The sequence below is a fragment of the Pseudomonas sp. HMSC065H01 genome, assembly GCF_001815235.1.
In the GTDB taxonomy this organism is placed as follows: domain Bacteria; phylum Pseudomonadota; class Gammaproteobacteria; order Pseudomonadales; family Pseudomonadaceae; genus Pseudomonas; species Pseudomonas aeruginosa.
Genome location: NZ_KV819862.1, coordinates 400,559 through 426,166 on the forward strand (window position 1 = coordinate 400,559; position 25,608 = coordinate 426,166).

Consider the following 25,608-nt stretch of genomic DNA (forward strand, 5'->3'; position numbering starts at 1 on the left):
GTGGAGAGTGCCCCGGGTATTCCAGCACACAAGGCGAGCGGTGCTGCGCTAGGAGGTACTGGGGGCGACCAGCCAGCCTGCGACAACTTCTTCGCCAAACTCATCCGCCTATGCCCGATAAGCCAGACTCCTGCATGAGCGTTTTTGGATACAGGCTCTCGTAATCGAATGGCGGTACGTTCGCAGAGGGCTGGATAACGGGTCTGCCCAGTCACGTCGGGAAGACTGGTGGCTAGCACTGCTCAAACAGCCTCCGAGACTCTGGGCATTTGCAACTCTATCTGGCGGCTGCGGCACGAGAGCGTTGGGCGTGTAATCGTTCTCGGTAGTTTTGATTGACGGGAAATCGGCTGGGCAGTTTTGTCCGGTGCAATGTGCATGTTCACTGACGAACTGAAGAGTAAAGGGGGCGAGTCTGAACGGCCGAATCGGCAACGCATTCTCAGACGGCGTGCCCTTACCTTTCTGGGTGGCTCTGGCCCTGAGGACGCTTCAAGACGTATCCGGGAAGGACCCTGCATGGCTGGCATCGGCTCGTGCTTAAATCCGCCTTTGAGTTATACGGCGCGAATGCGAAAGAGGCCGACAGAGATGGGGAAGAGAATGGATACCACTTTGATGGAAACGGATGCCAATGATGTCATGGAGATGTCGGTTCTGGAGCACTGGCGCAGCACCTGGACGGACCTTAGTCGTACGGAAGAGGTAACCGCTCAAGGCCCCAGCTTTGTGCTGTGGCACTCCGACACGAACGGTTTTGAGAGTCCAGGTTTCTTCTTCTCTGCTGATGCTATTGATCAACTGATCCCCACCGATGAGCTGCGGGAAGCAGTGCGCGCGCGTATAGACGAGATTGACCACGCGCGCGCGATGGCTGTGGTGCTGGTCTTTAAAGAGGAGGGTAGAGCAGCTGTGACCGTGATAGCGAAGACCGCAGACTGCAAGCCGCAGGCCTGGTTTGAAATGGCGAAGATCCGAAAGACCTCAGTTGCTGACAAAGTCTGGATACCGCTTCGCGCCGACTCAGTGCTCGATAAAGAAGGTGAGGTTGGCTATGAAGGCCGTCTCGAAGAGTACTTCGGAGTTGGCTCGGTGATGTTCGAGCTGAGGCATCGCGAACAGCTAAACGATCTGGGCACAGATGATGTTCTTGGGAACGCCTTTGCAGGTGGTCCGGAAACTCAATATGTCTGGCCAGAGAGCAAACACTCAGCGGAGCCGGGCAGTGCCGGCGGGTCTCAGAAGGCCTCACATGCCCAGGCCGAGCAAGATGGATGGCTTGCGTCCTTCCGCGTGCCTTTCACCTCTCTGAAGCTCGCCCTGAGCATCCGGCTGTCGAAGTTGGCTCCCGCAACTCCGCCTGAATTAGTAGGAACAGAAAAGCCGGAACGAATCACGATCAACTACTGGGCAGGTGATTGGGCAAGTAGCTGCTCCGATGCGGTAGGCACCGGGCTAGTGATCGACCAGAGCTTTGAAGGAGAGGCTCCCAGCGAGTGGCATTTGCATCAGGACTTTGTGATCTCTCTGGGACTGCAGCGACAAGGTGATAGTTGGCTCCGCCCAACCGAAGGTTTTCAAGAGATCGTGAGGCTAACACGTGACGCCAACGGTGCCCCCGTATTGCTTGAGGTGCGTACCGAGCACCTTCGTGACTATCTGAAGGCGCGGGGGATGTTTCTACTGATTTCGAGTTATCGAGAACGCCAGCAGACCGTATCGAATGCATCTCATATCAACTGGGCTTCAGCCGTTGTTGAGGACGTCTCGGACTCGGACAAATGGGAGGGGATCAACCAGGCCATCCATGAAGGCGGTATGCAATATGGTTCCTCGACCGCTGTCTTCCATGCATCCCGCACCGACATTGATTCCGATGATGAGGTGCCTGTGCTCGGACTTCCAAATGACGAGTCTGTTGTTTCCAGATCATGGACGGTCAAGCACCAGGGACGGAAGCTACACTGCTTGAGAGGCGCGCTTTGGAAAACCGAGGTTGTCGAGCCTGGCCTGGTAAGTGAACGGATATTGGGTGAGCCCCCCCTTACAAGGGTAGATTTTGCGGTAGATGGCTCAGGTGGGCGACTTCATGGTGATGAGCTCATCGACTGTGGCCGCTGGCTGTGGTTCCGCCCAACCGTCACTGCTCTTCTCAGCAGCTATCGAGGGTCCTCGCTAAATTGGTATACCCGAGATACCGGCATCATCGGTATCTCTCGCGGGCACAGTGTCCATTTTGGGTTGAACGATCTCGGCCTTCTCAACGTTTATGCCAAAGACATTGGCCAACTTCCACTTTGGCAGCAACGGGTGTGGGCAGGGGCAAATGTGGTGCCGGATGGGGGCGTTTCAGCCGAGCTTTTGGCATCGCAGGCACAAGCTACCCCCGCCGGTACGAAAGCTCCGGAGATGCAGCTACGGCCGGCATATGACGGGCTCAATGCGGTGTTTCAAACGCTAACCGGGCAGCCTTTGTTCGGTGCGCATCATGCTGTTGATGACATCTTCAGCAGGATCCACCGTTTCCGGGCGTTGGAAAAAACCGGTGTGCTCGAACTAGCCAAAGATTTGGCTAGGGTCACGGTTGAGTCGTTGAATGGAGACGCCTTGTCGGTGCTCGCCGCTCCTCCAGCGAAAATGAAGCCAGGCTCAGTCAAACATTTGGAAATTGCGTTGCAGAAAGTAGTGAGCTTGGAGGAGGCAAGAGCGTTGACTAAGGTGCTTGTAGGTATCAACGAGCTGAGGCAGGCGGATGCTCACTTACCCTCATCTGAGCATACCAAGGCGTTTATTTTGGTTGGCGTCGATTCACTTACCGACCCGCTGGTGCAGGGTCGTATGATGCTGGAGTCGCTCGTTGAATCGCTGGCTCAAATGAAGCATGTCTTTGCCCAATTTCCTAGCAAGGGAAGCTGAGCAGTAGCAAGACTGACTCCTCGGGGAGGGATGCCGGTAAGCAAGGGATTACATGCTGCGCTACACAATTGGCTTCATCGCTGTCGACTACGACAAGGCTGTGGACCGCACCGCGTTCGACTGCGTCGACCACCCTCCACTGAACGACTACATCGCCAAGCAGGCTACTCAGGATCAGAAGAGGAACGTCTCTAGGACTTGTATGTACCTGGAGGAGGGCAAGCTGGTCGGCTACTACACCCTCGCAACCAGCTCCGTGCAGCTCGCGGACATCCCTGCAGATGAGGCGAAGGGGTTGCCGAAATACCCCCTCCCTGCAGTACTCCTGAGCCGCCTGGCCGTCGACGGGCCCGCGCGCGGCAAGGGACTCGGTAAGCGTCTCATGGCGCACTTACGCAATCTCGAAGCATGCCGGCGTTGCGTTCCTCGTTGTCGATGCCAAAGACGCCAAAGCTGCGTCGTACTACGAGGACAAACTTGGCTTTGTCCCCTCCGTAGGCAAACCGCTGCGCCTGGTGTTGCCTGTGACCGATTTCTTTCCTGCCCTGAAGGGTCAAGAGAACGCGGCCAACAAAGCCGTCTGACACCTGAGACGCTGGACGCTCCAGGGTCACTGCATACATCAAGTTCGGGGCTCGCTCTGGCTCGGCCGGCGGCATCTTGCTGAGCAGATAGGCGGTGATCACAGCGGTCGCGATGTTCAGGATCATGTTGACGAGCTTGTCGAGCGAGTATTTGAGCATTTCCGGGGGTGTCCCGTTGGTGGATTGGGGACACCCATTTAATGGCCGCTTTGGGTGTGTCACGACCACCCTGCAAATTATTTAGTAGCTTCCCCTGATCCCCCTCAAATTCCTCAATGCACAGTTTTTCGTGTGTCATCAGCCTGCCTGAGAGTTTTTTTCGATGTTTTGGAAGAAGAACCCGGTGTAGTCCGAGCTGCCGGCGCTGGGCTGCGCAATCATTAGCGACGCTGTACGGTGCGTCGACGGCTCCCAGGCTGACCCGCTTCGGCGGCAGCACAGCTGGGTCGAACGGGCGTGGTTTCCACGCCAAGGAACAGCGCCACGCGAGTCTGGGCTTAGCAGTGCGGGGAATAGGCGAAGATCGGCATCGAGGAACTGATGCGTGACATGACTAGCGGGGTATAGCCGCTCTCGGTCAGGCAGATGATTGCCTTGATGCCGGGGAAGTGGTTGGCGGCGCTCTCGGCCTATAGTCAAGCACGGCCTTGGCCACGTCGGAGACTCCCCGGGTCGGCGTCAGGTTGTGGATCATCGACTCCATCATCTGGGGCGCGGTGATCACTGTCTTGTTGTCGCGGCGGGCGTGCAGGATGACTTTCTTCTGGATACCCACTAGCTCGGCGTTGCCGATTTTCACGCCGAGGTCGCTGCAGCCAGGGTGGCTGCGACGCTGGCGAGGATCAGGTCGTTCAGGGCTTCGTCGTCAGCCACGGTTTCGGCGTGTTCGACGTTGGCCACCAAGCTGCCGGCTTACCATGTTGTCCGCCTGGCGGATGGGATGGTGGAGAGGACACAGTGGAGAATGCCGTGGCACTCTATCCAAACTGCCACGGGCGAGAGCATTTGGCTGCCGCTTAAGTGATCAGGTCAGAACTACTGAATAGGCTGATCCTGAGACGGAGTCTTCCTGGAATCCACCAACACGAGGCGTATGCAATGGACGGCGATAAGCAGTGGACCTGGCGGGTGCGAGTGACATGGGAAGGGGATGAGTCGGCTTTAAACTATCTGCGCGAGAAATTCGACCTGATGGAGTTCATCTACTCCGACTCTTCCAGGCTCTACTTCAACCTATCCGGTGAGGTGACGCCCCTCGCGTACGGTGACGCGGAGAGACAGGCAGTTACTGAGCTCAAGCAAGCGAATGGCTTGATTGAGGCCACCAAAATCTCCGGGCGTTTTCTCTTCGCAGCGATTGAGCGAAATGAAGCCGCGCGTGCACCGACCCAGGTGCTCCGCATGACCGGCTTTGAGGCAACTGCCTTCGGGTTCCCGACGATTCGTACCAGCGAATCCAGTACTCAACCCAAAAGCAGCGTTCCCGTGATGGCAATCATCCACGCCACACCTAGGCTCGCCTATGCGTTACGCCTCCTCGATGATGTCCGTGATAACGATTGGGGCCCCATCTATAAGGTGACAGAGCTTCTCTATGAGAACGTCAGCGCTCAACTGAAAGACTGGGGAATTAAAGGGGCCTTACGGGATGTAAAAGCTGCCGCGAACAACCCTGGTCTGACGGGGGATCATTGCCGCCATGCAGTTGCGAGTGGAGACCAGGCCAAAGCTCAGATCACGTTTGAGGAAGCGAAGGCCGCGGTCCTGGAAGGCGTGAACCGTTGGATTGCCCATCTGGATCAGCAGGGGTCGCAGAGCAAAGGCTGAAATCATGCCGGAATCTGCGCTATTTCATATGACCATGAATCAGTCTAGCCCTCCCGACGAACTGACACCCCGGCAAGTAAGGGCAGCACGAGCCCTTCTTGCGTGGTCTCAGCAGGAGCTCGCCAAGCATGCTGGCGTAGCGACCTCCACCGTGGCCGATTTCGAGCGAGGCCACCGGCCCCCTTTGGCCAACAATGCTTTGGTCATCCGCAGCGCCCTGGAAAGCGCAGGTATCAGTTTCCCGCCACAAGGTGCTGTGATAGGTCCGGCCCTGCCGCCCATTGCCGCTGCCGAGCGCCCAGGTATCCCAGTTCGATGGGTGACTTCGGAAGATCTCGCGGGATGGGCGGGTAGTAACGATGCTGTAGCGAGCATGCCAACGCTGCTTGCTTACTTGGTCTATGCGACCGAAGGTGCCGGTGTTTGGCGACGATTCCCGGCAGATGAGAGCGTAAGGTTTCCTGGCTACGATGGGTTGACCTCAGGTCCAACACGCAGCCTCTATGTCCCCCAAGGGGAGACCGGCTGGGAAATTACAACCCAGCGGACGAACATCACGGGGAAGGCCACAAGCGATTACACAAAGCGGACGATCGAGCCTCTACCACTGGATCCGAAGAACGCCACCTATGTGTTTATCTCCACCCGCCCGTGGCCTGCGAAGCACGAGTGGGTGAGCGAGAGGAAGTTGGAGGCGAACTGGAAGGATGTCCGTGCCTACGATGCGGATGACCTGGTTCATTGGATCGAACAAACGCCATCTGTTGGGTTGTGGCTCGCTACTCGTTTGAACAAGCGACCTGCGGGCGTGCGTGAGCTGAGTGACGTTTGGGATGAGTGGTCTCGTGCAACGGAGCAGCCGCTTTCTGAAGACTTGGTTCTTAGCGACCGAGACCAGAACTCAGCAGAGATCCTCCGCTGGCTGAGGGGCGGCCCTTCAATGCTGTCGCTTCAAGCGAATACAGCCGAAGAGATTGTCGCTTTCTTCCATGCCACGCTGAACATGCTGCCCAAAGATGCCTCGATCGCTTACCGGGTACGCTGCGTTGTCGCCACAACTACTGAGGCGGCCCGAGCGCTATCAGATGCACCGGGCCCGTTGATTCTGTTGATGATGGAGCCGGAACCGGGCCTTGCGAAGGTTTTGATCGATCGTGGGCATTATGTACTCCAGTGCTATGACGATCGTCAGGTTTCTCAAGGCGATCTGCGTGCGCTGGAAAGACCATCGCGTGAGGGGATCGTATTCGCGCTGACTAAAGCGGGGATTCAGGAGGCGAAGGCGGATTCGCTTGCTCGGGAGTGCGCAAGAAATCTGACTGTTCTCAGGCGCCTCATGCTTTCAGCACCTGGGCGGCTTCCCCGATGGGCAAATGAACCTCCGTCTGCTGCACTGCGCGCTGCGCTGCTTGTCGGCGGCTGGGACGATGGATCTGAAGCGGACTGCGAACGAATCGCAGAGGTGGCTGGTCTGCCCTACGACCGCGTTGCTGCGGACTTGGCTCCACTTGTTGGAAACTTTGACAGCCCTCTTCAGAAGGTAGGTTCAACCTGGCGGGTGAAGTCTCCAATGGATGCCTGGATGCTGCTTGCTTCTCGTCTCACCAGCGGTGACGTGAGCAAGTTCGAGAGCGTTGCTCTTGCGGTATTGGGCGCCGAGGATCCCCGATTTAGCATGTCGCCAGAAGAGCGCTGGATGGCTCCCTTCCGAGAAATTGCGCCGAGCTACTCAGGTCTGCTTAGGCAGGGCGTTGGGCAAACGCTTATTTTGCTTGCCCTGTGGGGGGAGAAGGCGATCCTTGCCCAAGGTGCCAAGCAGAGTGCCGATCGTATCGTTCGTACTTTGTTGGCGGGCGCCAATCAAGCACGATGGTGGTCACTTGCGAGTGATTTCAGACTGCTAGCCGAAGCATCGCCAAGTGAGTTTCTTGATGCGCTGGACGAGAGCCTCAAACGAGATGATCAGCCGCTCAGAGCACTTTTTGTTATCGATGAGGGGATAGGAGGAGGAGCCTCGCATTTGTGCGACCTTCTCTGGGCCCTGGAGTCCCTGGCGTGGTCACCCGCTCTGCTTACGCGCGTGTCTCGCGTTCTCGCAAGGCTAGATGCTATCGACAATACACCGGCGCGATACATGAACCGGCCGCGAAACAGCCTGCGAAGTATTTTCCTGCTGTGGGGGCCGCAGACGTTTGCGCCTTTGGCGACCAGGCTCAAAACCCTCGATGCTCTGAGGGCTCGCGAAAGTGATGCCGCATGGAGACTTATGCTGGGCATTCTTCCCAGGGGGCATGACTCGTTCACGCCCTCGCCAACTCCGCGCTGGCGAGATTTCACGCCAGATAAAGTCGAGGAGGTGAGCTGGAGTCTCATCAACCGAGGCGTACTGGAAATCTCCAGTCGATTGATCTCTGATGCCGGTAGCAGTGCACCACGCTGGGCAAAATTGATTAAGCGCCTCCCCGATTTGGTGTCGGGGCCTGTGGATGTGATTTCCGAGCTTGGGGCAGCCGAAAAGTCGATATCGGATGAAGCTAGCCGCATGGTTCTCTGGGAGGCCATCCGCCGGTCGCTGAGCCAACATCGACAGCATCCCGGCGCAGAGTGGGCGATGGCCGAAGATGTCCTCGGTAGGCTTGAGGGGATCTACGAGCGCTTCACCCCATCTGACAGGTTCAAACGGATTAGCTGGCTCTTTACTAGTGGTGCGGTCGTTCCCAGACCCTCTTCTGGCTGGGAGAACGAGCGTCGCGATCTTGAAGAGCTCAGGAAACAGGCTGCAGATAGCCTGTTTCGAGAGAAAGGGGGGGGCGCTGTTCTTGAACTTGCACGTCAGCTCGAGTACCCAGGCATGCTTGGTACGGCTCTCTATGACAGTGGGTTATCTGAGCCTGACCTCCAGGCGCTCCTGGAAGCGGCCTTGCCGAATGGCAACGCAAGCGAGCAGGAGTTTGCCCGCGGTCTCATTGCGCCGAGTTTCCACTTCAAAGGAAAGCAATGGGGTGAGCAGCTGATCTCAAAGGCCCTCGACGCTGCATGGGGTCGTTCGTCAGTCCTCGCTATTTTGCTAGCTATTCCATCGCAAGAGTGGACTTGGGGCCAGGCGCATCGGGCAGGCGATGAGATCGAGGAAGACTATTGGAAGGCTGTGCCGGTGTTTTGGCCGAGCGACCAGAAGGATATCGGCTACGCCATTGGCAAGCTGATTTCAGTAGGTAGAGCGAGGGCTGCACTGGCGTTTGCGGGGCGCGACACCATCGCTCACCTGCCAACAGCGATGCTCGTAGGACTGCTGAACGAAGCTGTTACGCAGCCTCATGAGGCTACGGCTGATCCGAACGAAGGAACGATGTTCCAGTATTACGTCGAGCAGATATTCAAGTCTCTTGATGAACGTGCTGACCTAGAGGACAGCGTGCTAGCGCTTCTCGAATGGAAGTACCTGCAGGTTTTGGAGCACTCGGCTCGGCCTCCCAAGGCGATTCTCGAGTCGCTTTCGAAGGATCCTCAGATGTTCGTTCACATGCTGACTGCTGCTTTCGCACCTAGTGAGGAGTATCAAGGGGCGGAAGACGCTCAGGAGCAGCGTTCTACGAGTGTCGCGCGCCAAGCATATCGGTTGCTCCGTGTGTGGAATCTGGTTCCTGGTACGCAAAGCGATGGTTCTATCGATAAGAATGCGTTGAGCAAATGGATTGTCGAGGTGCTTCGCTTGGCTAAGGACAGGCACCGTGAGGGCATCGCGATGAGTCAGATTGGCGTGATTCTATCGGCCTCACCGGTTGGCGCAGACGGTATTTGGCCGGCAGAAGCCGTGCGGGAAGTCATCGAACAGTTCGAGGACAAAACGCTCCTGGACGGATTTCTGGTCGGCCAGATAGACCGGCGAGGGGTCACGACCAGGCTGCTTGGTGATGGTGGTGCGCTTGAACGGGCCGAGATGGCTAAGTTCCGGAAATGGGCTGAAGCACTGGAGTCGGAGTATCCCGCCACGGCCGCAGCCCTGGAAAAAATCGCTAGGCGTTATGAAGCCGAGGCGAGCCATCACGACGATAGCGCAGAACGACAAGAATGGAGGTATTAGTCTTCTGGGAGTCAGCGTTCCCCGTGGCGGTAGGGCGCTGATGTACTCACGGGTATACGACTACAGATTCTGGCACTGAAGGCCTTGGCCAGTTCTGGCTGAGGAGATGCTGTTCATGGCGCGCTTGCTCAGGCGTGCTAGCTCCTATTGGCAATCGAGCCTCCCGCCACTACGCAGTCACCCTTGAAGTGCGAGGTGATCCGACCAGGATCACCCGGCCTGCCCGCGCCCATCCAGCAAGCCTTAGCTCACCCAAACAGGATCACACGGAGACTTGCGGCTTGACTTTTATATCGAAATTGATATAAAATTGAGTTACTGGCCACAATAAATCAATGGCGCCAGGGTTCCCCTCAATGAGGGCCTCCTGGCACGTGTGTCCAGCAATCAACCGAGGAAAAGCCATGAAACGGCATAACGGTCAATATTTTGGGCGAAGACGGAGGGAACATGCAGCAAGAGCAGACGAAGGAAGTGAAGTTCGTAGACAGCAGCCTGGACGATCTGCGGGACTTGCCCGCTGAAGTCATGCAACGAGTGGGTTACCAGCTTAATCTGGTCCAGCATGGGGATGAGCCCACTGACTGGAAGCCGATGACAACGGTCGGGCCAGGTGTAATGGAAATCCGGGTGAGTTTTAAAGGGGCTTTTCGCGTGTTCTATGTGGCTAACCGGCCTGACGCGATCTACGTGCTACATGTCTTCCAGAAGACCACACAGCAGACGGAAAAGCGTGATATCGACCTGGCCAAAGCCAGGCTGAAATCACTGGACTGAGGGTGTTGGGATATCCCTCTCCGGCTACGGAATGGCCGTGAGGGGGCTCATCAACACAGGGTCCTGACTCTACAGCAACACATACTCATCAAGAGGTAACAAACAGATGGCAAACGAACGCGCTACCAGTGTCTGGGATGCGCTGGTTGATTCGCCAGAAGAAGCCGAAAACCTGCGTATCCGTTCCCAACTCATGCGGGCTCTCACCCGTACTGTCAAGGGCTGGGATCTTCCGCAAAAAGATGCTGCTGCTCGCCTGCGAGTGACGCAGCCGAGATTGAATGACCTGCTCAAAGGCAAGATTGACAAGTTCTCTCTGGACGCCCTGGTAAACCTGCTGGGCGCGGCTGATCTGGCTCTTGAGATATCGGTGATCCCACGCGCAGCATAAGCCGTGGGGGCGCAGCCTGATTGCGGTCACCGAGTGGTTGCACGACAGCATAAGTACTACCCACAAGCCCTGCCTGAAATGGCAGGGCTTTTTCATTTCAGGGCTTCGCTACAGCCCGTGAAACTGCCTTGTTTGTACATTTAGCAAGTAGTGTAGTGACAGTAAAGCACTGGCTCATCTCCTAGCCCCTCTGGCATGTTGACGCTTGCAGGTGCTGTGCAGCTAACTGCGCCCGGGTGAGCAGGGAGAGGAAATGTCGAAAACTTACGAAGTACGGGTGGTCAGTACCCAGAAGAAATATTCCAGGGAATTCCAGGTCAAGAACGAATTCGAGGATGGCTGGAAATCGGTCCTGCAACGAGCACACGGTACCCCTGTGGTCTGCCTGTGCCCCGGCAAGGGTAATCGCTATCTCTCGGTGAAACATCGGGAGGGGAGCGACAACTATCACCTTGCCCGGTACGCCAACACCGGTCCGGAGCATGCAAACGACTGCCGATTCCATGCTCACGCCCCAGAGCGATCAGGCCTGCAGGGCTACGCTGAGGGAGTTGTAGAGGAGGCCGATGACAACACCCTGCGCATCCGGCTAGCCCATGGCCTTCGAGTCAAAGAAGCGTCTCCCGCCGCCGATGACGTGGCCGACGTTCCGCGTACGCCGGGGGTTAAGAAGCCTTCGATACGTCTGCTCGGGCTGCTCCAGCTGCTGTGGTTAGAGGCTGGATTGGCCAACTGGTACCCACTGATGGAAGGCAAGCGAACGCCCGCGAATGTTGCCTATTGGGTATCTGAAGCCGCAAAGCGTATCCGGGCCAGCCGAATGACGGTGTTCGACGTCTTGCTGATGTCGGCCAAGAAGAACTCCCGCATGGCGAAGCGCAATGCTGAGGTCGTGGAGCTGGCGCAGGAGCATTCGCGCAGGCTCATTGCGGTGTCGCCGCTGGCGTCCTTCAACTCGGAACGACGCAATCTCTTGACGCTTTCTGTCTCGGGACCCTTCGGGATGCCGACGATGGACATTCGAGCGGAGGTTCGGCGCCGAGTTGAACGTAGCTTTGCTTCTGAGCTAGTCGCGTGGGAGTCTGGGCACGAGGTTATTGCGATCGCGCAGCTGAATCTGAAGAAGGGGCGCTACGCGGATGTCCTGGATTTGGCGCTGATGCGCGTCAGCGACCGGATGATTCCGCTCGACTCCGGCTACGAAGCCACAATTGAGGAAAAGCTCCACGCCGAGGGACGCGCCTTCTTCAAGCCCCCACGCTTTGAAGCTGAGGATGAAATTTTTCCTGACTTCTGGCTGCTAGACATGGGCCGTGACACGCAATATCCTCTGGAGGTATTCGGGATGAATACGCCGACGTACCAGTCGCGCCGACAGAGAAAGATTCGTTGGTACAACGGTCAGTTCGGTTCCGCTGGCTGGTGGCACTGGGATGCCTTCATCGATACCAAAGGGGAGGGGATCCCAGGCTTCCCAGAACGAACGATCGATTACCGCAGTAGAGAAAATGAAGAAACCGCCGGCGAAGACGTACCGGAATCTGTAGCCGATACCGAATAGCCACATAACAATGCCCGCTCGAGCGGGCATTTTGATTGGTTCGTGGTGAGCGCGGTCATGTCTTACAAGCCGGCGGTTTCGGGCCCGCAATGCACCCGCTGGATTACAGGCCTTCGGCCAGGATCTGGTCGATGCAGTCGACAAAGTAGTCCACGCTATCACGCGCTGATTCTGCTCAACCGAGATGCGTTCTATACCGTAGGGCGGCTGCAGTCGGAAACCCCTAACATGATTAGCCGTTTGCAGGAGGCTTGGGCTAGCACCCTGGGGCTGCAGATCAATCAGGTGGGGGCGAACTACCAGACAACGCGATGTACAAGGTGGAGTGAGCATTAGCAACTCGACTGCGGACCAAGGTCCGCCCCGATAAGGAAAGTCTTGGTACCGGCAGCGGGTAGGTGAGCTTTAACTGTAGATGCGCAAGGAAGAGTTTTTATATATAAAAATTGGCTGCTATTGTGGGTTTTTGACAAAAAATAAAGCAACGCACAAGCAATTTGCTTGTGCGTTGCTGTTTTAGCTATAGGTTTGAAGATTATTCGGATCTGCAGGCTAGGGCGAACTGCATTGTGTCTCTTAGGAAGCTATCCGGTGGAGCCTTGTAGGGGGTATTCAGAGCTTTCAGCTCACTGGGGCTGTATTTCTCTTCCAGTTTCTTAAATGTGCAGGCGCAAATAGATTTGGGAGCTCCACTCTGGATGCAGCCAGCGATGAATTGGCCTCGGAGCTTTGAGTTCTCATCGGAGCAGGCAGCCAAGGCCAGAAGACATAAGAGCACAGCAAAATTGGTTTTCATGGTTCCCTCTAGCGCAGCACGATGGCACAGCCGATGAAGACCCCGGCCAGTAGGCCAATCACCTGCGGTCCCATGAGCCAGAACACCTTTATCCAAATCAGGTTGAGGATGCCGCCATTGGTATAGACCGCATCCGGATGGGCAAACTTACGGATGGCATCACCAAGTAAGGCACCGATCAGTCCCAATACCGAACCTACGATCACCGCAAGAAACTTCACGAAGAATCCTGCACCCAATACCAAAGGCGAGTTGTTGAAGACCATGCAGAGAATCGAAAAGACTACGGCGGCCAGCCCCCAGCCAATTACCGCTGGACTGATTGGGAGGTCGGTTTCGGAGCTTGCCGAGTCCTGTTCATGTTGTTGTTCCATGCTTATTTCCTGAAGAGTTGTTATCAAGGAGTTGATTGCTGACTACCAGGCTGACCGGCAGATGTTTTGCTTGTTGCTATAGGGAAGCAGAACCTTCTTCAGGTTCTTGGTCGGCAGCTTCACTGTCTTGCCTTCAGCGCTGATCTGCAGGTTGTTGGCCTTGCGCAGTGCTGCCCAGAACCCAGGGAAGTTGGCGCCACAGACGTGGCAGTCCGTGAAGAAGGGATTGCTATAGGTGGTGCCGTCGACGATCACGTCGAAGCCATCCCCTTTATCGGAGGAGTACTGCTTGCCAGTGATGCTTGCATAGGCCGTTACGGGTCTTTCGTCGTCAGGGCAGGAGATGTTCAGTTCGTTGCCGTTGCCGTCGTCGACCAGGTGCTCTTCGACACCCTGGGTATATGCGGAGGTCCACTCGTAGGTGCCGGCAAATACGGTGTCGGTAGCCACAATGCACATGGCAAAGCCGGAAAGCAGTGCGAGTGCTCTGTTCTTTTTCATGGGAAATGTCTCTCGTAAATGAGGCTTAGGCTTGGTGAGCACCGATGCTGATTAAGAAACACACGATCCAGGTGATGAAGTAGGCGAGGTTCTGGTTCAGCAGCTTGGCGCGCTGATAGAGGTAGACCGGCACCACGAACACCCAGCCTTTGAAGCGGCTTATGTCATGGCCGGCTTGCTTGAGTCGCTTGGAGTCGAGAACCGACAGGGCGATGTTCAATAGCAGAGTCACGTACCAGTAACGGTTCTCCGTCATGGCTCGCTCCCACTGGGCTTCGGTCGCGCCTAGCAATCCCGCGACGAAGGATTCCAGCAGGTAGCCAATGATTGGCGCGAACGCCAGCAGCCAGATGATCTTGTTATTCACGCCTGCGCCGGTCAGTGGTGGTGGTGCGATGTCTTCCAAGTGCTGGCGCAGTTCGGTCTGCTCGATCTGCGCCCACCCTGGCATTCCTTTCTTCCAGACCATCGATCCATAGGTCAGCTTGCCGCTGCGGATCAGGGCGATGATCTGCTGCTGGTCGAAACCGCCTTTGCGCTCGCCTTTCTCTTCGTAGAACCAGGAAGTTTCGATAGTGGTGTTTGCGTCCTGCATTACAGGCTCCTCTGGGTTGGTTATGGTCCAATTTGGTTGATGTTCGGTTTTTCTGGCCCTTCATGTCAATTGGGGTGTTAGCCAACCATTCAGGCTGAATGGAGGGTTCATGGCCAATAACGACTTGAAACGTCTGGCGGTGCTCACGGGTAAGGCGATTGCCAAGCACCGAATACGAATGGGATTGACGCAAGAAGAGGTGGGCGTTCGGTTAGGGATTGGAAACGAAGCGGTCTCACGAATTGAGCGAGGACTTCGAAAGCCCAACATTGAGCGCCTAATCGAGTTCGCGAGCATTTTCGAATGCGATTTGGCGGAGTTATTGACGGAAATGAGTCCACGGACTACGGAGCAATCAGCACGTATCCATGACTTGCTTGCCCAGTTGGCACCAGAGGATCGTCAGCTGGTGATGGATATCGTGGAACGCTTGGCCGGTAGGCTCCGGTCCTAATGCGCTTCTGCTATGGACCGGAGCATGGGATGTCCTCTCCATTTCGCCAGCCTTCATCCTGCGCGCGGTGCTTGATCGCTGATCTTGCTTGAGTCCTTCGATCCCCAAAATGGGATGCTCAGGAGTTCCTTGGCCTCCTGTTGATCCGTTTTAGGTATGCTGAGTAAGGCGAGCGTTAATCGAGCGAATGAAACGCTGAAATAGCAGTAGTGCTAGTCCAACAGTGATGAGCACCGGCCAGAAGCGCAGCATGAGCACCAGCAGCGCAACGGCCACCGCACAGCTGGCCAGCACGCCGATGAACACGAACAGCAAACCAATGAAGCGCACCAGGTTCATGGCGCGATCCTCCTCGTAGGTTGAGTGGTGGGGGATGCCGCGGATGTCACTCCGCGGTATGTTGGGCCCGAGCTTCGGCGCGGGCTTTCAGCAGCGTTGATAGGGTGGGTTTCGGCGTAGCCGGTGGTTCTGCTGCAGGAGCGCTCGAAGGGGGCGATGCGGGAGTCGGCTCCGGGAAGAACTCCTCGGCGATGGCCCCCGTTTCCTCGTCACTGTCCTCGAAAGCGCCATTGGCAAAGCCCAGCCGTGCCGTGGCGTCCAGCGCTACCTGATCGAAGCCGGAGGCCTGGCGTGCTTCATCGAGTTCCCGCGCTTGCAGCAGCGCTTCCTCCATCGACAATCCTCTGCGCACCGTGATGTCGACATAGAAGATCGGCGAGCCATGGCTCTGCCGGGTGGACTTGCCGCGCAGGTGCAGCTCCAGCGGCAAGCACGCCAGGCGGTTGCCCGAGATCGCTTGCAGGTACTGCAGCCGCGCCGCCAGGGTGCGGATGCTGTTGAAGCCGGTGGTGCGAAACACGAAGCTGCCCAACGGATCCTCATCACCGATGGCGACGTTGAGGCGACCGTAGGGCTTGCAGGCACCGCCCTTGGCCAGCGGACAGCCATCCGGCGAAGGGCAGGGCAGCGAAGCGATACCGTCCTGGCCACGGCGCTTGCAGGTTTCGCCGTTGCCGACACACAGCGGCCGCCCGGAATGCCGATCGAACAGGCAGTACTCGGCGCGGAAGTTCAGCTCCGGCGCGTTGAACAGCAGGCGGATCGGAATGCTGCGGATCTTGCCGCCCTGGGCCTTGCGCAACTCCTCGTCCAGGGGATGGGGCAACCAGCCATCCCGCAGTTGGACCTGCGAGGTGAGGGTGAATTGATCGTCCTTCTCCGGCAGACGCTTGCCGTTCTTCTCGACGACCTTGCCGATGGAAATCCGTCCGAGCACCGGCGGGGTAATGGCCAAGCCTTTGAGCATGGTGGTTCTCCAGTAGATGAATAAAAAAGACCACCCCGGCGCAGGGGAAACGCCGAGGTGGTCAAGGGGGAAGCGAAATCAGGTGATCAGGAAGCGCCGGCTGCCGACCTTGGTGGTGGGGTAGCGCGCCAGCAGGTAGGGTTTTTCCTTGAGCAGCCGAGACACATCGAGCACCACGCTGTCCTTGGCCTTGCGCCAGGACACCGCGCCGTTGGTGAACAGGGCCCGGCTGGCATCGCCCATGGCCTGCTGCAGTTGCTGTTTCAGTTCGGCTTCGCGCTTGCTCTGCAGCTCCAGACTGGCGCGTACTGCCTGCAGTTCATCAAAGGCCGCCGACAGCAGCGGATCCTGGGTGAAGTCCAGGGTGTGGCCCTGGTCCTCCGGGTATAGGCAGCGCAGGGCCTGCTCCGCCGAGTCGGAACCATCCGCCGGCGGAGGCGTATCGCGTTGCACGTAGCCCCAGAAGTCGCGCTCCAGCTCGATCAACCGGGCGATGAGCTCCTCGTCGCGCTCGATGCGGTGGATCTCCAGGTGCTGGCCGCTGAGTAGCACGGCCACGTCGGCCGCCTGCTTGCCGGTGGCCAACTGGTGCATCACCTGCAACTGCACGTACACCGGCACGCCTTCCTTCCACAGGCGGGCGCCGTTGATACCGGCGGTCTTGCATTCGAGGATCTGCACGTCGATGGCGCCAATCACCTCGCGATCGATGTTGGCCAGCATCCAGTCCAGTTTCGGATCCGGATGCTGCAGCACGGCATTGATCCGCCGTACTCGGTTGCCGGTACGCTGGGCATAGTGGTTGGCGACAATGGGCTCGAGGATGTTGCCCCAATAGGTCGGGCTTTCCTCGTCGTTCGGATCGCTCTTGGGCAGTCCGGCATCGCGGCCGGTCTTTTCCAGCCACAGCTCCAGCTGCGACTTGTAGGGGTTGAGGCCGACCGCAGCCGCGGCGTCAGAGCTGCCGATCCCGTGCTTGCGTACGGCCAGCCACTCATCACGGGACAGGTCCTTGGTACCGACCAGGCGCAGGGCAGGGCGCTGTCGTGTTCTGTTGGGCGTGGAATGGGCATGGGGCATGAGGTTTTTTCTCCGGACATAAAAATGCCCGGCCGGCAGAACCGGTCGGGCATAGGGGCAATGGCCGTCAGGCCATCAATGGGAGGACTGCATCCAGGCGGGGCTGGGATCTCTCCCACTTACCGGGCTACAGCACCGGCTGTAGCGGTCGCCGACTGACGTCGCTGTGCGTGATGAGCACGAACCTTCTCGCGCCAGCCGGACGAGAGTTCCTTGGCCATATCGAGATAGCGCAGCGGGCAGCTGTAGTAGTACGGCGCCATGGACTCGTCCATGGCTTTGTACCCCCACTCACCGCCACTGCGTTGCAGCAGGTCGCAGCGGATGTAGCGCATGGACTCGCCGGGAGCGAGGTCTGGGTGAACGCCTTCGGCTTTCGCCGTCACTTCGGTGACCGACCACAGCACGTTGCCGCGCAAGGTATGCACAAGCACACGAACATAGGCCCGTGCCGTGTCTTCGGGGCGGATCAGAGTTTGGATGAGTTCTGCCCGGGTACGGGATGAGAACAGCCAGCCCATGAGAGAGGTCTCCAATGAAATACCGGAGCCCACTCCCCAGGAGCGGAACCCCGGTGGGTGGAAGAAAACGCCCAACGCCGCGGTACCAGCGAGCTACCGCTGAACGAGAGGAGGGAACGGCCGTCAGGCCACCAACTGCAGGGCCGCCTCCAGGGCGCGTTGCTTGATCACTGCCCCTTGACCGAACCAGGCCGAGTCCATGCGGTACTCGTTGCTACGCGCCCGGCGTTCGTGGTCGACGTACTCGGTGACGGCATTGAGCAGGCCCCAGGCGGTGCCATTGGCGGCTTCCAACTGCGAACCGCGGCCGCGGCCTTCGTACAGGCTTTGCACCCGACGCAGCGCGCGCTCGTTCGGTAGGGCATCCGGCAACGGATTGTTGGGTTGGGCATCGCAGAGCACCTGCATGAAATAGCCCATCGTCTCGTGCCACTGCACCTTGCGCTCGGCCAGATGGCGCATGCGGTACATGAATTCGTCCCATTGCGAGACGGCGATACCGAGTTGCTTTTTCACCGCCTGGGCATCGAAGCGGGTGCTGTGCGGCACCTTGATTGCCCGGGTAGCGCCATCGACGGCGATGGTCAGGGTGTTGTTACACACCACCCGCACCGTGGTTGGCGTCGCCGTGGTGGCTAGAGTGCCGTCGCAGGAGGTGGCCAGCAGCAGGTAGCCGTTGACCAGGTCGTTGCCCTTCAGCGAGGTGTTTTGCCCCGTGCGTGCCAGTGCCCAGAACTTACGACCGCCCTTGAGCACACCGGCGGTTTCCAGCTCGTAGCCGGAGACCTGGGTGAGGTCGCGGTAGAACTCCAGCACTTCCCGTGGCTGCACCACCTGGTAGCGCTGGGAGACCACCGAGAGCGGTTCCTTGGTGTCGGAGCGGTAGAGCACCTTCTGTTCGGGGAAGGAGTGGATGCTGCCCAGGTGCCCGACCGCGTCGGCTTTGAAGTGCACCGGGCTTTCCTGGATCTGCCAGTCCATACCGGCTTCGTGCTGCCAGACCTCCAGCGGTTGTTTCGGCGAAAGGCGGCTGCCCAGACCATGCCAGGGGGCTTCGCCGACATAGGCCATGCGTTCGATGAGATGAGCCATGATGAGTTTCCTGTGAGCAATAGCCGGCATAAAGCGCTGCGCGAAGCGCAGCACCGGCGAAAGGGATGAAGGAGAAGGGGAGCGAAGAACGAAGCCGATCAGGTCGGCAGGTTGAAGCGATGCCCGCAAATCAGGCAGAGGTTGTTGGCGAGCACATGGCGATCCAATTGGTCGCCGAGCTGGGCCCCGAGCGCACAACCGCCAACGCCACCGGCCAGGCTGCCAAGAATGGCGCCGGACAACGAACCGAGGGTGATGCCCAGCGGACCGGCAATGGCGCCGACTGCCGCGCCGGCCTGGCTGCCGGCCAGCGCGGCGGATGCACCGCGTGCTGCGCCACCGATCGTGCCGACGAAGGCACCGATCTTCATGGCGGGATGCAGGGATGCGATCTTGGGAGAGTTACAGCGAGGGCACTGCAATGACATAGCTGGGAGGCCTCCATGGTGGGTTTGTCATTGCAGTGATATAGAGCTGAAATTTTTTCTGATCGATTGGTGCAGCCAAGCATTATGAATCGCATGAGAGCCACCCCACGCTACCCCGAAGCCTTGTAAATCGGGCCTTTCAAAGGCGATGAAACCTCATTTCAACAGGCTGTTTCTGACAATCGGCCTTATGTAGTCACCCTAGAGTCTTTACGGGTACTAGTGTCTCGCGCTAGCCTCCGTGTATGGCCTCTGGCCATGAATGGATGCGTATTTAGGAGACTGGGATGGCTCGTCGCCGCAGAACCTCGCTCATCGAGGACCTCATTGAGATTGCTAGCCGCTTGCCGTGGTGGGTAAGTCTGCTCATCGCTTTGGGCAGTTGGCTCATTCTCCATCCTATTGCTAACAGTCAGCCTGAAGTCCCCAAAGACTTGCACCAGATGGGGCAATCAGTTGCCGGTCAGCTCATTCGCACTTTTGCCTTTTTCGGCCAGTTCGTGTTGCCTGCGGTATTCGTTCTAGGAGCCATTGGTTCTTTGGTTGCTAGGGCAGAACGCAAGAAGCTGCATGCAAACGCGGCGAACGCGAGAGAGCCTGGGCAAGTAATCGAAGGCATTAGCTGGCGCGAGTTCGAGCTGCTGGTCGGAGAGGCCTTCCGCCGCAAGGGATATACAGTTATCGAAAAGGGCGGCGATGGACCGGATGGTGGCGTTGACCTGGTGTTGCATCTGGGAGCTGACAAGTATCTAGTGCAGTGCAAACATTGGAAGTCCATCAAGGTTGGCGTCACGGTGGTTCGCGAGTTCTTCGGTGTTATGGCTGCGGAAGGAGCTGCAGGAGGCTTTGTTGTTACATCGGGTAGATATACTGCTGAAGCCAGGAAGTTTTCGGAAGGTCGCAATATTCAATTGGTCGATGGTGTTCTACTCGAACGATGGATCAACATTCGCTCGGAATCTAGATCTGCCACCCAGCAAAATGCTGACGCAGATATAAATGCTATCCAATCAGAAAGCCCAAGCTGTCCTGTTTGCAATGAGCCCATGATCGCTCGAACTGCTAAGCGTGGGGCGAATATTGGTATGCAGTTTTGGGGGTGTCAAGAATATCCGGCTTGTCGAGGGGGAAGAAATAAATAGTACATGATTGTTTGTGGGGCGTTTGACTATCCATTCGAAGTATTTTGATGTAATTGGTGAGTTTTGTGTTTGGGTCCTTGTTTTAATATGCGGGATTTAAATTTAAGAGGTCTTCCATGTCGATTCCTCCAGAGCATAGTGGCCGTTATGTCTATCACTTTTCCCACATCGATAATCTACCGAATTTGCTAAGGTCGGGATTTTTAGCAAATAATCATAAAGGCTTTCCAAGATTTGGGCATCACTCAATTGCGGCTTCGGGAATCCAGAAGAGGCGTGCAGAAATGGCCGTTCCTTGTGGACCCGGGGGGTGTGTTCATGATTATGTTCCTCTCTATTTTGGCGCGATCAGCCCAATGCTGCTTGGCGTGATTAACGCAAAAAACGTAGATCAGATGGAAATTCTTTATTTTGAATTTCCTATATCCATACTTCAGCGTGGTGATGTGGTGTTCACCAATGCATCGGCGAATACGGTTATTCCTCCGCAGTTCTTTGATAATCCCGATGAGTTGTGTAAGTTGAACTGGGAGGCTATTGATAGTCGTAAGTGGGGGAATGTCAATGATGACTTCCGACATCAGCGAATGGCGGAAGCTCTTGTGTATGGGAGTCTTCCTCTGGCGGCGGCAGCGCGCTGCGTTGTATGGAATGAAGGGATAAAGAAGCGGGTAGAGGATATTGTTGCGGAAGCTGGTGTGCCTTTTCCAGTGATTGAATTCGAATCCCCAGAAAGACGCCACTGGTTTACTAATTTTCAGGAGGCAGCAAGGAAGGGGACGAGTATAGTTACAGGGCCGCGAGAGATATCAATGATATTTTCGGCGGCTTGCCAGGAAATGCTCTCGGATATAGGTAAGCACCAGGAGTCTGCTGAATTTGAGGATGAGGTAGAACTTTTAAATGCACTAAGGGAGGACTTTGGGTGTCTTGCTCAAACGGCAGAGTTGGTTGGGCTTAAATCCGAAAATGGCGTACATAAACGAACTGTTGATGTCCATACTAAGGAAGTTGTGGCGAAGTTGCTCTCCCTTCGTGAGTATGGTGAGCTTAAAGAGGGGCAGCGAGTACTGGTAGAGCTTGCGGCATATTTGCACGATATTGGTAAAGGGCCGCGCTCCCGCTGGGATTTTAATGGCGGATTACAAAAAGTTGACCCAAATCATCCAGTTGGCGCTATGCCAATGATGGTCAACGTACTGACCAGGGTGGTCGGAAATGTCTCGGCGATAAAGGCAACGACCCTTGCCAAGCTAGTTTGCTATCATGATCTTGTCGGTGAAGTGCTTGGAAAGGAGCGAGATGCACGGCAAATTTTGGATGTTGTCGATAATAAATCTGAGCTGGATATGCTCTTTGCGCTGGGCAAGGCTGATGCAACAGCGTTAGCTGAGCATTGGTGGGATGAAACCGGCGCAGAACGGTTGTATGATTGGTGTCTCGAGTCTATGTAAAAAACGGGAGTTAGAGGTCTGCATGATTAGTTTTCTTGATGGAGACATGTTCGAGACTCCTGCGGATATTCGAGTGAATACCGTAAACTGTGTTGGAGTTATGGGGGCTGGGGTCGCGCTGGCTTTTAAAAAGCTTTTGCCTGAGATGTTCAAGGATTATAAAAAAGCTTGTGATGCTGGCTTGGTTCGTCCAGGAAAGTTGCATGTATGGCGTTCTTTGACGGGCGATTGGGTAGTTAATTTTCCAACAAAGAGGGACTGGCGAGATCCTTCAAGATATGAGGATATCGATACAGGTTTGGACGCTCTGTATGAATTTCTTGCTCCACTGGGAAGCGTAACCGTAACAATTCCAGCTTTGGGATGTGGGCACGGCGGATTAGACTGGGGACGTGTTTCTCAGATGATCAGAGAGAAACTTTCTGATTTACCGGCAAACCTGTTGGTATTTTCGCCCTCAGAATCTAGGCGGGTTGGCACTGCTACAGCTGGCGAGGATGAAAGTCTTGAAGTAAAGCGCGCAGGGTATACTGCATCTTCATTCGCGAGTTTTTCTAATAAAACTGGCTCTACTATTTATGCTAAGGGTGATTTGGGAGCGCTAAACGAGCCCTGGATATCTGTTTTTCCTTCGCGCAATCCCTCTATGAGAGAGATGTCGGCTCTTGAATCAATTTCTTCGGAGCTTTCCAGGAAAGGAGATGGTATTACCGTCGCTCTGATTTATAACAATCGTTCTAGTGAAGATGTAGCTAGAGTTTTTTTAGATCGCGGAATGAATGTTGTAATGATCCTTCCTTTTGGCGTGTTAACTAGGAAGAAAATAGCGGTGGAAGCGGGGGGCGATTGCTCGGGCTCAATAACGCTAATATCTGCTGTGGCCCCGGGTGAAAAGTGGAGTCGATTTACCTTGGCCGGTGCCACAGATATCCTAAGTGGTAATTCATCGGCAGCACTTTTGTCTGACCCAGAAGTAGGCTGGGTTTTGAAGAGATCTAATTCTGACTGGCGACAGCTCGCAAAGTTCTTCATACGCTATGATGTTATGTCAAACGAGAGTAGAAGTTTACTGGCTGAGGCAAATGCTTTTGCGATTGGTCGACGTTCGACAGATGGTGCGCCGAATGTTGAGAATCTTTTAAGTGCATATAGAGGTGAGCCAGTATTTTCTGACGGGCGTAAGGATGGCTGTGCTGATGTAGATAGCACCGAAAGTCTCGGAGTTGGAAAAGAGCTTGTCTCATTGACTGTTGATCTTGACAAATATCCCTTTGAGCTGTGGGTGAAGATACTAGAGTCCGTTAGGTATAGCGGGGCGCAAGGGTTGGTTCTTAAAGTTGATGTTGAGGATGAGGGGGCAGCAAAGTCATTGAGAGAAATTATTTCTTTGATAAAGCATTAGTGTAGAGACTTTTGATTTTATTGGTTTTATTTTCGTGATGTTGTAGTGAGCGAATTCTTTGGGTTCTGTTAGCTGTTATAGATTCATGTGAGAGTCGAGGGGTATTAGTGTTTTAGTCCGTCCTGCACATAAATTCACCATGTTCTCTCACGAGTTCCTTCGGTACACTCTTTTACGTCATCATCGATTACGTTTCCTGGCTTGATACATTCCTTCATGGATCTACGGGTGCCTCTGTTGGCTTCCCGTTCGTGTTGGGCCTGCATTTTAAGATTTCTTCGTGCCCCTTCCGCGAGTGGTCCTTTTCCATCGGCCAGGCTTTGCATGATACTTTTCTCAATATACTGCGCAGGAACTTCGATGATGGGCTTCATCGTTTCGGCAGCTTCGGCGAGGGCGGTTTTCTCTTCGGCAGATACGATGGCGGTACAGCTAAATATGGCAAGAGAGATCAACGCTTTCTTCATCTGAGTTACATCCGTGTAGTCCGAGATGGGCATTATCTCGGGATGTGTATAGTCAGCTAGACCTTAAGCTGATCGTGCCCAGCGTCAATAAGAAAGATCTGGAATAGTGAGCGGCGCCTAGTCCGTGGTCATGCCCATCACCTTATCTCTCTATGCAGGCTTATCCCTGCTGCCTATGCCTCATGTCTCCCTGGCGGATTTCTCTCGGGCAAACCAACGCCTAGCAACCGTCTGAGTTATCTCTATCCCGCGTCTTGTCCGGCCAAGTTTCGATCAGCTTCATCGTACTCAGGGCTAATTTCCCCATTGGCTGGATCCCAAATCGTTCTCTTTTTGATTGCGCAGAGCTTGAGATGGTACTTTAGGGGGTTAGGATTTTTTCTAACCTGCTTCCGAGGTGTTGCCAGGCCTCTGCTTTCTCGTTGGCGTAGTCATAATGGAGATAGTGTCGGCGAACTTTTGATCCACCCAGCAAGTGGTTCTGGCAGCGATCAATTATCTCCAGCGTTATACCGAGCTCTTGCATCATGGTTGCACCTGTGCGGCGCAAGTCATGAGGTGTCCATTCGCCTTTAGTACCTTTGCTCAGTACTAGTGAGTCATTATGATGGCGACCAGTAAGTGGTTTGCTACGGTTCTTGAAACGGCACTGCCGATCACCGATCAGCTTGCTGACCGTCTTGGTGTCGACATGGCTGTTCTCGTCCTTGCTCGGGAAGCAGAACGGGGTATGGCCGGTTTCGTCTTTCAGTCGCTTGAACTGCTCCAGCGCGAATGGCGATAGAAACACATGGTGATCCTGGCGCTTGCCCTTATGCCCTTTGGTGGCCTCGGCGGGGATAAACCAGGTGCCTTTCTCCAGATCCACATCCCGCCATTCTGATTTGAGCAGCTCGCCGATACGGCAGAGAGTGCTTAGGCAGATCCAGACGGCGCATTGCACGCGTGGGTTTACCGGACGGATGCCTGAGTATTTCTGTCCGGCGGGGAGGGCGTCGTAGTCGCGTTCCAGGCGGGCGAAGACATCACGCAGCTCGCGGATTTCGTCAGGGGAGAGCAGGCGATCGCGCTGTTCCTCGTAGTCGTGGTCGAGCAACTTGTTGACATCAATTAGGTCGGCCGGGTTGCCGTCGGCCATCAGGGTGCGCCATGGTTTGCGTTTCTCGGCCCAGCGCAGCATCTGGCCGATGTCCTTGCTGCGGATCACTACGGTGCGGTTCAGGCCACGGGCTTTGACTGAGCGCAGGACCTTGAGCAGGTCTTTCTCGGTCAGGGTGCGCAGCGGCTTCTTGCCAATAAGTGGAAGCACGTCTTTGGTGAAGCTGCGACGCAGTTCGGCATTACCGTCCTGGCGTGATACGCCATCACGCATCCACTCCTCAAAGAGGTCGGCGACTGTCTTGTTTTCTGCGGCCTGACGTTCAGCTTCGGCAATGGTCGCGGCGATGGCGGCCTGGGCTTCGATCTTGGCAGCCTTACGGGCAGCGGTGGGGTCGATCCCTTTGGCGGCTATCGCTTTCACTTCGTCGCGTTCGGCGCGAATCTGCGCTAGCGATTTCTTCGGCCAACTGCCCAGGCTGTGGTCGCGCTTTATTCCATCCTGCTTGAATTCGTAGCGGAACTGCACCGTCACACCACGCACGCCGGCACGGACTTTAGCGACCAGGCCCCCGTCCTCGCGGAGGATCCGGCCATCATCGGCTGTGGTGAGTGCTTCCAGTTGCTTGGCTGTCAGTTTGGCCATGTCCTACCCCTTGCCTAATTCGATTTCATGGAATTTTACCCCACTTTTACCCCACCGAATCGCTTGGCTGTCGGTGGATGCTCATGGACCGTGATGGACGCTAATTTAGCCT

Annotated in this window: 23 protein-coding genes and 2 pseudogenes; 12 read left to right on the top strand and 13 right to left on the bottom strand. The window is 56.1% G+C overall.

The genetic code is table 11. The features are described 5' to 3' along the window. Positions 1-603 precede the first annotated feature (603 nt). Together HMPREF3014_RS11535 and HMPREF3014_RS35070 are read left to right on the top strand one after the other, a co-directional pair. The gene (locus HMPREF3014_RS11535) at positions 604-2,916 is read left to right on the top strand and encodes a hypothetical protein (RefSeq protein ID WP_124014390.1); all 2,313 of its coding nucleotides are present in this window, start codon (positions 604-606) and stop codon (positions 2,914-2,916) included. Positions 2,917-3,118: 202 nt separating this feature from the next. After that, positions 3,119-3,256: pseudogene (locus HMPREF3014_RS35070) on the top strand (GNAT family N-acetyltransferase); the annotation flags it as partial. Positions 3,257-3,296: 40 nt separating this feature from the next. On the opposite strand, the gene HMPREF3014_RS35075 reads toward HMPREF3014_RS35070, so the two are convergent. Both HMPREF3014_RS35075 and HMPREF3014_RS33365 read right to left on the bottom strand, forming a co-directional pair. Further along, positions 3,297-3,659 (bottom strand): hypothetical protein, encoded by a 363-nt coding sequence (locus HMPREF3014_RS35075; protein ID WP_023087210.1) that lies wholly within the window; start codon positions 3,657-3,659, stop codon positions 3,297-3,299. A 241-nt stretch (positions 3,660-3,900) separates the two neighbouring features. Then, positions 3,901-4,403, bottom strand: a pseudogene (locus HMPREF3014_RS33365) (pyruvate kinase); the annotation flags it as partial. Positions 4,404-4,598: 195 nt separating this feature from the next. Here HMPREF3014_RS33365 and HMPREF3014_RS11555 point away from each other — a divergent pair. The 6 genes from HMPREF3014_RS11555 to HMPREF3014_RS35395 all read left to right on the top strand — a co-directional run bounded on the left by HMPREF3014_RS11555 (position 4,599) and on the right by HMPREF3014_RS35395 (position 12,476). Next, positions 4,599-5,327: a hypothetical protein gene (locus HMPREF3014_RS11555; protein WP_023087211.1), complete on the top strand. Its 729-nt coding sequence runs from the start codon at positions 4,599-4,601 to the stop codon at positions 5,325-5,327. Between the two features lie 34 nt (positions 5,328-5,361). Beyond that, the gene (locus HMPREF3014_RS11560) at positions 5,362-9,411 is read left to right on the top strand and encodes a helix-turn-helix domain-containing protein (RefSeq protein WP_225037675.1); all 4,050 of its coding nucleotides are present in this window, start codon (positions 5,362-5,364) and stop codon (positions 9,409-9,411) included. Positions 9,412-9,861: 450 nt separating this feature from the next. Beyond that, positions 9,862-10,188, top strand: coding sequence for a type II toxin-antitoxin system RelE/ParE family toxin (locus HMPREF3014_RS11565; RefSeq protein WP_012613972.1), 327 nt, complete (start codon positions 9,862-9,864; stop codon positions 10,186-10,188). A gap of 106 nt (positions 10,189-10,294) precedes the next feature. Continuing rightward, a complete protein-coding gene (locus tag HMPREF3014_RS33370; protein ID WP_023087213.1) occupies positions 10,295-10,579 on the top strand; it encodes a helix-turn-helix domain-containing protein in 285 nt (94 codons plus the stop codon). A 253-nt stretch (positions 10,580-10,832) separates the two neighbouring features. Continuing rightward, complete coding sequence (locus HMPREF3014_RS11575; RefSeq protein ID WP_023087214.1) at positions 10,833-12,140, top strand: DUF1173 family protein; 1,308 nt, start codon at positions 10,833-10,835, stop codon at positions 12,138-12,140. A gap of 57 nt (positions 12,141-12,197) precedes the next feature. Continuing rightward, positions 12,198-12,476, top strand: a complete 279-nt coding sequence (locus tag HMPREF3014_RS35395; protein ID WP_116813937.1) for a YagK/YfjJ domain-containing protein — start codon at positions 12,198-12,200, stop codon at positions 12,474-12,476. Between the two features lie 468 nt (positions 12,477-12,944). Here HMPREF3014_RS35395 and HMPREF3014_RS11580 read toward each other — a convergent pair whose 3' ends face one another. The 3 genes from HMPREF3014_RS11580 to HMPREF3014_RS11590 are packed head-to-tail and all read right to left on the bottom strand — an operon-like array spanning position 12,945 to position 14,406. Beyond that, on the bottom strand, positions 12,945-13,310 hold the full coding sequence (locus HMPREF3014_RS11580) for a hypothetical protein (RefSeq protein WP_023087216.1): 366 nt from the start codon (positions 13,308-13,310) through the stop codon (positions 12,945-12,947). A 42-nt stretch (positions 13,311-13,352) separates the two neighbouring features. Beyond that, positions 13,353-13,811, bottom strand: coding sequence for a hypothetical protein (locus tag HMPREF3014_RS11585; protein WP_023087217.1), 459 nt, complete (start codon positions 13,809-13,811; stop codon positions 13,353-13,355). 25 nt (positions 13,812-13,836) lie between these two features. Continuing rightward, complete coding sequence (locus HMPREF3014_RS11590) at positions 13,837-14,406, bottom strand: DUF4339 domain-containing protein (RefSeq protein ID WP_009876681.1); 570 nt, start codon at positions 14,404-14,406, stop codon at positions 13,837-13,839. A gap of 109 nt (positions 14,407-14,515) precedes the next feature. Between HMPREF3014_RS11590 and HMPREF3014_RS11595 the strand changes: the two genes are divergently transcribed. Next, positions 14,516-14,860: a helix-turn-helix domain-containing protein gene (locus tag HMPREF3014_RS11595; RefSeq protein ID WP_023087218.1), complete on the top strand. Its 345-nt coding sequence runs from the start codon at positions 14,516-14,518 to the stop codon at positions 14,858-14,860. Between the two features lie 150 nt (positions 14,861-15,010). Here HMPREF3014_RS11595 and HMPREF3014_RS11600 read toward each other — a convergent pair whose 3' ends face one another. The 6 genes from HMPREF3014_RS11600 to HMPREF3014_RS11625 form a co-directional block, all read right to left on the bottom strand. Next, the gene (locus HMPREF3014_RS11600) at positions 15,011-15,199 is read right to left on the bottom strand and encodes a hypothetical protein (RefSeq protein WP_009876680.1); all 189 of its coding nucleotides are present in this window, start codon (positions 15,197-15,199) and stop codon (positions 15,011-15,013) included. Between the two features lie 46 nt (positions 15,200-15,245). Beyond that, a complete protein-coding gene (locus HMPREF3014_RS11605) occupies positions 15,246-16,166 on the bottom strand; it encodes a recombination directionality factor (RefSeq protein WP_023087219.1) in 921 nt (306 codons plus the stop codon). A gap of 78 nt (positions 16,167-16,244) precedes the next feature. After that, positions 16,245-17,246, bottom strand: a complete 1,002-nt coding sequence (locus HMPREF3014_RS11610; protein ID WP_023087220.1) for a YqaJ viral recombinase family nuclease — start codon at positions 17,244-17,246, stop codon at positions 16,245-16,247. Positions 17,247-17,365: 119 nt separating this feature from the next. Beyond that, entirely contained in the window at positions 17,366-17,767 is a 402-nt protein-coding gene (locus HMPREF3014_RS11615) for a hypothetical protein (protein WP_023087221.1), read from the bottom strand. A 123-nt stretch (positions 17,768-17,890) separates the two neighbouring features. Beyond that, positions 17,891-18,859: a DUF932 domain-containing protein gene (locus HMPREF3014_RS11620; protein ID WP_009876676.1), complete on the bottom strand. Its 969-nt coding sequence runs from the start codon at positions 18,857-18,859 to the stop codon at positions 17,891-17,893. Between the two features lie 98 nt (positions 18,860-18,957). Beyond that, complete coding sequence (locus HMPREF3014_RS11625) at positions 18,958-19,230, bottom strand: hypothetical protein (RefSeq protein ID WP_009876675.1); 273 nt, start codon at positions 19,228-19,230, stop codon at positions 18,958-18,960. Positions 19,231-19,574: 344 nt separating this feature from the next. Here HMPREF3014_RS11625 and HMPREF3014_RS33380 point away from each other — a divergent pair, with 344 nt between their 5' ends. The 3 genes from HMPREF3014_RS33380 to HMPREF3014_RS33390 all read left to right on the top strand — a co-directional run bounded on the left by HMPREF3014_RS33380 (position 19,575) and on the right by HMPREF3014_RS33390 (position 23,285). Beyond that, positions 19,575-20,429 (top strand): restriction endonuclease, encoded by an 855-nt coding sequence (locus HMPREF3014_RS33380; RefSeq protein WP_023087223.1) that lies wholly within the window; start codon positions 19,575-19,577, stop codon positions 20,427-20,429. A gap of 116 nt (positions 20,430-20,545) precedes the next feature. Next, complete coding sequence (locus HMPREF3014_RS33385; RefSeq protein ID WP_023087224.1) at positions 20,546-21,883, top strand: DUF4433 domain-containing protein; 1,338 nt, start codon at positions 20,546-20,548, stop codon at positions 21,881-21,883. 22 nt (positions 21,884-21,905) lie between these two features. Beyond that, positions 21,906-23,285 (top strand): macro domain-containing protein, encoded by a 1,380-nt coding sequence (locus HMPREF3014_RS33390; protein WP_023087225.1) that lies wholly within the window; start codon positions 21,906-21,908, stop codon positions 23,283-23,285. A gap of 134 nt (positions 23,286-23,419) precedes the next feature. Here HMPREF3014_RS33390 and HMPREF3014_RS33395 read toward each other — a convergent pair whose 3' ends face one another. After that, positions 23,420-23,752, bottom strand: coding sequence for a hypothetical protein (locus tag HMPREF3014_RS33395; RefSeq protein ID WP_071535082.1), 333 nt, complete (start codon positions 23,750-23,752; stop codon positions 23,420-23,422). A 361-nt stretch (positions 23,753-24,113) separates the two neighbouring features. Then, positions 24,114-25,496: a tyrosine-type recombinase/integrase gene (locus tag HMPREF3014_RS11635; protein ID WP_023087226.1), complete on the bottom strand. Its 1,383-nt coding sequence runs from the start codon at positions 25,494-25,496 to the stop codon at positions 24,114-24,116. Positions 25,497-25,608 lie beyond the last annotated feature (112 nt).